We start from the raw sequence: 7,635 nt of genomic DNA, 5'->3' as shown, positions 1-7,635 counted from the left end.
TATCGGATACCTTAGGCGAGATTATGGCAGTGGAATCTGCCGACGCTCTGGAAACAAACCTTCGAGGACAGATGTTGGTGGGTAATGACTTACAAGCATTGATCGAAAAGGCTGTCGCAAAACAAATTAAGCCCTTGCGCAAAGAGTTGAATGCCTACAAAGAGAAAGCATCATTTCGGGATGCTTTGGGTGGCATTGGTTACATCTTTGGCTTATGCGGTATCGGTATTTGGCTAACGCAGCGAAATCAATCTACAAAGAATAAGGCGAGTTAAGGTGCCACAGAATCTCGAACACAGCGGCACTTCGTGGAAAGGGCAGAGGCTGAAGCATGAAGATTCGGTGATCGACTCGTTCGATCCTCGAGTCCGAATTATTTGGGTGGCTGTTTTTTCCTGCATTGTTGTGTTGTCGAAAGAACTCAATGTTGTGCTCGTCGAATTGGGTATCGCGTGTGCTCTTGTTTTCTTGGCGAAGTTAAATCTCAAGCGCACGTTTAGACGCGTCCTGGCGATGGATATGTTCATGATATTTCTGATTGTTATGCTGCCATTTACGACGCCTGTCTCTGGGGAAGATGATGTGCTTTTCGAAATATCGGAGTTGACGGCGAGTAAGAATGGATTGGTCCACGCGGTATTGATTGCCGTTAAAGCGAATACCGTTGTTCTGTCTTTACTTGCTGTTGTGGGCACCATGAATGCGACAACGTTCGGGCATGCTTTAGCACGGTTACGTATACCCGATAAGCTCGTTCATTTGCTTCTGTTTACGGTACGTTATCTCGACGTGATTGGTCAGGAATACAAACGCATGAAACGTGCGATGCAGGCGCGGGCATTTGTACTGCGAATGGATACGCACACATGGCGCTCAATTGGCTATTTAGTGGGAATGCTTTTAATCCATGCACTTGAACGTTCAGAGCGAATCATGGAGGCAATGAAGTGTCGTGGTTACAACGGCCGCTTCTATTTGTTGGATGATGATAAGTTAGTCGCACGCGATTACTGCTTGATCATCGTTTGCGTTCCGTTCTTGATTTCTCTAATTCTTATCAACCTGCTTTGAGGCTTTTATGGAAGCGCTAATTGAAACACGAGGCTTAAGCTACCGCTACCCACGAAGAGGGGAAGTATTATCTCATGTCGATTTCTCTCTCTACTCGGGTGATCGGGTTGCGCTCACGGGGCCGAATGGAGCGGGCAAAACGACGTTTCTACATTTACTGGTAGGGCTAAAAAAAGCAAAGTCGGGTGATGTATTTGCTTTTGGCAAGTTTAGAAAGCAAGAGTCTGAATTTGTTGAAGTACGCGCGAAGGCGGGCTTTCTATTTCAAGACCCCGATGATCAACTATTTTGCCCCACTGTATTAGAGGACGTGGCATTTGGCCCGCTAAATCTAGGAAAAACCAGAGAGCGGGCCTTCGAAAAGGCCAAGCAAACACTTAGGTCGCTTGGCATGGCAGGATTTGAGAAGCGAGTTGCGCATCAGCTTTCGGGGGGCGAAAAACGCTTGGTCGCATTGGCATCGGTACTGGCCATGGAGCCAGAAGTGTTGTTGTTAGATGAACCGACAAACGCGCTCGACAACGAAGCTAGACAACGCTTGCTCGACGTCTTGATGTCCTTGCCGCAAGCAATGCTTGTTATCTCACATGATGAAGAGTTTGTTTCTAAAATCGCGACGCGACATATTCGTTTAGAGTCTGCGCGAATGATTGAAATAGAAGCTTGGTCGGAAACTGAGATTGCTTAATGGCTTTTACTTCCGCCCAAGAAAACTTGAGAGACTCTTTTATGAACTATGCGCATAATTCAGATAGATTAGACATGCCTTTTAGTGCAGTGGTCGGCCAAGACTCATTCAAGCTTGCGCTTATTCTCGTGGCTATCAATCCGTCCATCGGCGGTGTCGTTATCACTGGCCCAAGAGGGTCAGCAAAATCCACCCTTGCTAGGGCTTTGGCTAGTCTATTGCCTTACGACGATGCGCGCTTAGGCAGTGACTCACCATCCTTTGTTACTTTGCCTTTAGGGACGAGTGAAGAGATGTTGGTCGGTACACTGAACTTGGAAAAAGTGCTGAGTGACAAGTCCTTAGATTTCCAACCTGGCTTACTAAGTAAAGCCAACGGCGGCGTTCTATACGTCGATGAAGTTAATCTATTGCCTGACAATCTTGTAGATCTGCTTTTGGATGTCGCCGCAAGTGGTGTCAATTACATAGAGCGCGATGGCATCAGCCATCAACACAAGGCGGAGTTTCTATTAATCGGCACGATGAATCCTGATGAAGGAGAATTGCGCCCCCAGTTACACGACCGTTTCGGTTTGGCAGTCGATTTAGCTAACCGCTACTCGGTAGAAGAGCGTGTTGCCATCGTTAAAACGCGCGAAGCATTTGATGCCGATCCAGAAGCATTTACTCTTGCCTATGAAGAAAAGCAAGAAGCACTGATCGCTAAGGTAGTTTCAGCAAGAAAGCGTTTAGAGGGTGTGGCATGCTCTGACTCCATTCGAATTGAAATTGCACAACGTTGTGAAGATGCGTTGGTAGATGGACTAAGAGCAGATATCGTTTGGTATCGAACAGCTCGCGCGCACGCCGCTTGGCAAGGTCGAAAAGAGGTCATCTTGGATGATCTTGATGCGGTTTCAGAGCTGGTTTTGCACCACCGCCGTAGGCACGACGCGCCACCACCAGCTCAAGGTGATTCCGGAAGCGGTAATCCTAACTCCGGCAACGATTCTCCAGAAACCGGATTTAAGCGACCCGATGATTCACATAGACAACCAAACCAGAATGACGCAAAGGGCGATGCCGATACCGGCGAACAAAATAGTACCGACAGTGATTGGGGGAGTATGGACCCAAAATGCATGAACGGTATTGTATCACCGGAGAATGCCATCCCCACAAAATCAAACGCGCGTGCGATAAGCCAACCCTCTGCATTGTTAGACTCGATGTTTGCCAATCAAAAAGGGCGCTCTACCATAGGCCGGCAAACATCGAACAAAGACGGGCGACTTCCTGATTGGTTCGGCACACTGCTAAGTAGTTTTGGCGAGTGGCCGCCTAATAAGCTCAAGATGCGGAAACAAAAATTGGGTCAGTCAGTCTTACATGTTGTTTTGTTTGATACCTCGGGCTCTACTTTACAAGGTGACGTTTTTGCACGTGCAAAAGGTGTTGTTGCTGCGATCGCCAATGAGGCTTACTTAAACAGAGAGCAACTTGCGGTGTTTGGTTTTGGTAACAATCAAGTACTGTCGCTCATGGCGAAAGTGAGAGCGCCCAAACAGATCGAGAACTGGTTGCAGGGGCTCCGAGCGGGCGGTGGAACACCAATCATAGAAGGCGTTAATGAAGCGGCTCGGTATTGCGAAGCGATGAGTCAGAAATTTCCAGGGCTAAACATACGGACGTATATAGTGTCTGATGGTCGGAGCCGAGAAACGCTCAGCCAAATTAGGCTACCCGGTGACTGTGTATGGGTGGATACTGAGCAAGCGACAATACCCCGTGGTCGTGGAAGAGAGTTTGCGCGCAATTTGGGCGCAATCTATATCTCCTTAAAGGATGATCTTTTAAGTAACTCAACAGGAAAAGGTAGCTTGGCATGAAGTCGCATCAAGAGCGCATGGCGCACAAAAAGGCCATTATCGATAAAAAGATTGCCAAGGCAACTGAAGAGCGTGGCGTTCTGATTTTGTTGAAAGGAAATGGCAAAGGCAAAAGTAGCTCCGCCTTTGGCACGATGGCCAGAGCCGTAGGGCATGGTCAGAAAGCCGCGGTCGTTCAGTTTATTAAGGGCCGAAAAGAAACCGGTGAATTCAAACTATTCCGCGACCATGAACGTATCGATTGGCATGTAATGGGGCATGGCTTCACCTGGGAAACCCAAGACAAAGACCAAGATATAGCTGCCGCTCAGAACGCGTGGGAGCTCGCTAAATCGCTGCTAACCGACCCCCAGTACGATATTCTGATTTTTGACGAAATGAGCTACATGTTTAAATACAAATACCTTGAATTGGAACCGGTTCTAGAAGCTCTAAAAAATAGACCTAAACATCAGCATGTCATGATTACGGGGCGAAAGATGCCCGAAGCCTTGGAAGACATCGCCGATACGATCAGCCATATTCAGGATGAGCGTCATGCCTTTCGTCTTGGTGTAAAAGCGCAAGCCGGGATCGAGTTCTAATGAGTGTTCAATCGCCTTCTAAACTCCCTACGGCTTCATGCCCAGCTATGTTCATTGTCGCGCCAAGCTCTGGTGAAGGAAAGACAACAGTAACGGCTGCGATTGCGCGGTCGTATCGAAACAAAGGCAAAAACGTACGGGTATTTAAGACCGGCCCTGATTACCTAGACCCTCAAATTCTGGCGCAAGCTTCTGGTAAGGATGTTGAGCCGCTAGACATGTGGATGGCAGGTGAAGCTTATTGCCAGCAAAAACTGTATGAGGCGGCCGAGGTTTCAGATCTCATTATTATCGAAGGCGCAATGGGCATGTTTGATGGCGAGCCATCAAGTGCTGATCTAGCTGCGCGTTTCAATATACCGGTGGTTATCGTGTTGAACGTGAAAGGCATGGCACAAACGGCGGGTGCCATCGCTACGGGTTTAGCGCGCTATCGTTCAGACATTCATGTGGCTGGCATTATCGCGAACCATTGCAGTACAGAGCGGCACGAAGAGTTGATAAGAGATGCGCTTCCTTCAGATATCCCTTTATTGGCAACGCTAGCGAGAGACGAAGAAGTTACCTTACCAGAACGGCACCTTGGTTTGGTGCAAGCAGATGAAGTGCGTGAAGAGCTTGAAGTACGTTTTGAAAAAGGCGTCTCGTGGATTGGTGAGCAGGCGATTACTCAGTTGCCTGAGCCGGTCGATTTCAAATCCACTTCATTAGCGCGTCCAAGTCGTTTGCTTGAAGGAAAACACATTGCGATTGCTAAGGATGCAGCATTTAGTTTTATTTATGACGCCAATTTGCGGTTGTTAGAGACATTGGGTGCAAGTTACGAATTCTTTTCTCCCATGTCTGATCAACAAGTGCCCGTGGCAGATGCACTTTGGTTGCCTGGTGGATATCCGGAGCTCTATGCGCAAAAACTGAGTCAAAACCGTAGCATGTGCGAGTCCGTTCAAGTATTCCATCGTGCTAATAAACCGGTACTGGCTGAGTGCGGTGGTTTTTTATATTGCCTAGAATCGCTGACTGATCTTGAAGACGCGCGCTATTCTATGGCGGGATTAATGGCGGGCGATGGGGCCATGCGCGGAAAGCGCGGTTGCCAGGGGATGCAGACCGCCGCTTTGCCTGAAGGTGATGTAAGAGCGCATGCGCATCATCGTTCTCGAAGTGCAAATACGCCAGAACCTATTGGCTACGGTAAAAGACAAAGGCATTCGGCGCCGGGTGAAGCAATCTATCGCGAGGGTAGTTTGACGGCTACGTATCTACACTTATTTTTCCCTTCTAATGCAGAAGCCATCGCAGCGTTGTTTTTGGGCGTGACGACATTTTCGGCTACAACAGAAGCTGTTAACCGCACTGAAAATGCGCTTAGTTACAATATGCTCAGCAATAATGAGCAGGCTAGGTAAGCACTATGTGGCCAGAGAGCAGTGAACAAGCAAAACCTTTGCGCAGCGGCTTAACAACCGGCTCTTGCGCGACGGCGTGCTGTGTTGCTGCTGCCCAAGCCTTATTGGCGAACAAACATCCCGATGAGGTTGAGATCACTTTGCCGAAAGGTAAAGTCGTCTCTTTGAAAATCGAAGGGTACGAGTCACTTGAACCTGAAAAGAGTGTACGCACCGCTACCATTAAAGATGCAGGAGATGACCCTGACGCGACTCATGGGGCGCTGGTATTTGTAGAGCTGTACTTAGAGGAAAAACAAGGCGTGCAATTTATCTCAGCGCAAGGCGTGGGAACGGTTACACGAGAAGGTTTGGTGCTTAAGGTCGGCGAACCTGCGATCAATCCCGTACCGCGAGAAATGATGCAGTCACATTTATTGAATGCGGCCAAGGTATACCAATATTCTGGTGGTTTTAAGGTTGCTGTCGGCGTTGAAAACGGTGAAGAAATCGCACTTAAAACCATGAACCCGAGGCTCGGTATTATGGGTGGTTTATCTATTTTGGGAACCACCGGAATAGTTAGGCCGTATTCTTGCGCCGCCTATATTGCATCTATCCATCAAGGTGTAGATGTAGCGGCTGCAAATGGTATCACGCACATTGCGGCTACCACAGGCAGCACCAGCGAAGAAGCGATTAAGACGCGATATGAACTCAACGATATGGGGTTGATTGAAATGGGTGATTTTGTGGGTGCGCTGCTAAAGCACTTGCGAAAAGTACCCACCTCAACATCGCCCATCAAAAAAGTCTCTATTTGTGGTGGGTTCGGAAAAATAAGCAAGCTGGCAAATGGCCACATGGATTTAAATAGCCGTTCTTCGTCCATTGATTTTGAGCAGCTTGCTCGAATCGCGAAAGCGCAGAAGGCAGACCAAAGCGTGCTCGATAAAATCCAAGAAGCGAATACAAGTATGCAGGTATTTCAGATTTGTCGCGATGCCGGGATACTGATTGGCGATGAATTATGTAAAGCAGCACTTAACGAAGCGCGTCGCGTATTGAGAACACTGCCTGATAATACAGTCACCTTGGAGGTGTATTCTGTTGATCGACAAGGCCAATTTATTGGTTTTGCCTCTGAGGAAAGCCCATGAAGATACTCTTGCTGGGCGGAACGGCAGATGCGCGAGTTTTTACGAAGCGCGCCTATGAAAAGGGTTTGTTTAATACTAACGATCATTCGCTTATTTATAGCGTGGCAGGCTTGGTTCGACAACCCGACGTACCCTGCGAAGTCATTTCCGGAGGCTTTACACAGTTCGGTGGTTTAAAGGCATATATTAGATCGGAAGGCATCGGTGCTGTGTTGGATATGACGCATCCATACGCAGCAAAAATGAGTTCAACGGCGATAGATGTATGTAACAGCTTGGCCTTGCCTTATTGGCGATTTTCTCGAGAACCTTGGGTCGCGCAAAAGGGCGATAACTGGATCTCGGTCTCTTCATGGGCTGATGCGGTCACTGAATGTGCCAAATTTAAGAGAATCTTGCTGACTGTCGGGCAGCTGTCTCAAGACGACATGACGCGACTCAGTGATGTTCTAGCGACTCAGGATGAAAGCAAATTAATCTACCGAACCGCCGCGCCATCAAGAGCGTCATTGTCAGGCAGCGTGGAATGGATCAAAGCGATAGGTCCTTTTGATCTTGAGTCAGAGAGAGCCTTATTACAGGTAAATCGAATTGACTGTTTAGTGACTAAAAATAGTGGTGGCGATGCCACGCAAGCGAAATTGGTAGCCGCACGAGAGTTCGGGGTTCAGGTGGTGATGTTGACGCGCCCAAACATATCGCCAGTCAAGCATTTGTTCAGTGACCTTGATGACTGCCTACATCACGTCGAAAGTTCGCTGTCTGATTCTCTCACCCTTGAGGATCAAGATACTGAGCAAAACAATAGCGAAAAAAACGTATAGGAAACCGAGATGCCATTTGATTACGAATTGGACCCGAAAGCGATTGAGC

The 7,635-nt window shown here is 48.1% G+C and carries 8 protein-coding genes; all 8 read left to right on the top strand.

Features of this window, described 5'->3' with window-relative positions; translation table 11 throughout:
- The coding region (locus A3761_RS22495; protein WP_231881289.1) for a hypothetical protein at positions 1-275 on the top strand (275 nt) is incomplete at its 5' end.
- 1 nt (position 276) lies between these two features.
- Entirely contained in the window at positions 277-1,071 is a 795-nt protein-coding gene (gene cbiQ / locus A3761_RS22490; protein ID WP_068509169.1) for a cobalt ECF transporter T component CbiQ, read from the top strand.
- 7 nt (positions 1,072-1,078) lie between these two features.
- Positions 1,079-1,759, top strand: a complete 681-nt coding sequence (locus tag A3761_RS22485) for an energy-coupling factor ABC transporter ATP-binding protein (protein ID WP_068509167.1) — start codon at positions 1,079-1,081, stop codon at positions 1,757-1,759.
- On the top strand, positions 1,759-3,630 hold the full coding sequence (locus tag A3761_RS22480; protein ID WP_231878292.1) for an AAA family ATPase: 1,872 nt from the start codon (positions 1,759-1,761) through the stop codon (positions 3,628-3,630). The genes A3761_RS22485 and A3761_RS22480 overlap by 1 nt, the downstream gene beginning before the upstream one ends.
- Positions 3,627-4,214 (top strand): cob(I)yrinic acid a,c-diamide adenosyltransferase, encoded by a 588-nt coding sequence (gene cobO / locus A3761_RS22475; protein ID WP_068509165.1) that lies wholly within the window; start codon positions 3,627-3,629, stop codon positions 4,212-4,214. Before A3761_RS22480 ends, cobO begins: the two co-directional genes overlap by 4 nt.
- Positions 4,214-5,623 carry a cobyrinate a,c-diamide synthase gene (locus A3761_RS22470; protein ID WP_068739863.1) on the top strand — a complete coding sequence of 470 codons (1,410 nt, stop codon included), beginning with the start codon at positions 4,214-4,216 and terminating at the stop codon, positions 5,621-5,623. The genes cobO and A3761_RS22470 overlap by 1 nt, the downstream gene beginning before the upstream one ends.
- 5 nt (positions 5,624-5,628) lie before the next feature.
- On the top strand, positions 5,629-6,762 hold the full coding sequence (locus A3761_RS22465) for a cobalt-precorrin-5B (C(1))-methyltransferase (protein WP_068553736.1): 1,134 nt from the start codon (positions 5,629-5,631) through the stop codon (positions 6,760-6,762).
- Entirely contained in the window at positions 6,759-7,586 is an 828-nt protein-coding gene (cobK, locus tag A3761_RS22460) for a precorrin-6A reductase (RefSeq protein WP_068511645.1), read from the top strand. Before A3761_RS22465 ends, cobK begins: the two co-directional genes overlap by 4 nt.
- Positions 7,587-7,635 lie beyond the last annotated feature (49 nt).

The sequence above is a fragment of the Oleiphilus sp. HI0123 genome, assembly GCF_001635315.1.
This window is presented reverse-complemented; position numbering and strand designations above follow the sequence as displayed.

Coding starts and splice junctions, on each gene's coding strand:
- cobK (WP_068511645.1), top strand. CDS start 6,759: ATGAAGATACTCTTGCTGGGCGGAACGGCAGATGCGCGAGTTTTTACG.
- A3761_RS22470 (WP_068739863.1), top strand. CDS start 4,214: ATGAGTGTTCAATCGCCTTCTAAACTCCCTACGGCTTCATGCCCAGCT.
- cobO (WP_068509165.1), top strand. CDS start 3,627: ATGAAGTCGCATCAAGAGCGCATGGCGCACAAAAAGGCCATTATCGAT.
- A3761_RS22465 (WP_068553736.1), top strand. CDS start 5,629: ATGTGGCCAGAGAGCAGTGAACAAGCAAAACCTTTGCGCAGCGGCTTA.
- A3761_RS22485 (WP_068509167.1), top strand. CDS start 1,079: ATGGAAGCGCTAATTGAAACACGAGGCTTAAGCTACCGCTACCCACGA.
- A3761_RS22480 (WP_231878292.1), top strand. CDS start 1,759: ATGGCTTTTACTTCCGCCCAAGAAAACTTGAGAGACTCTTTTATGAAC.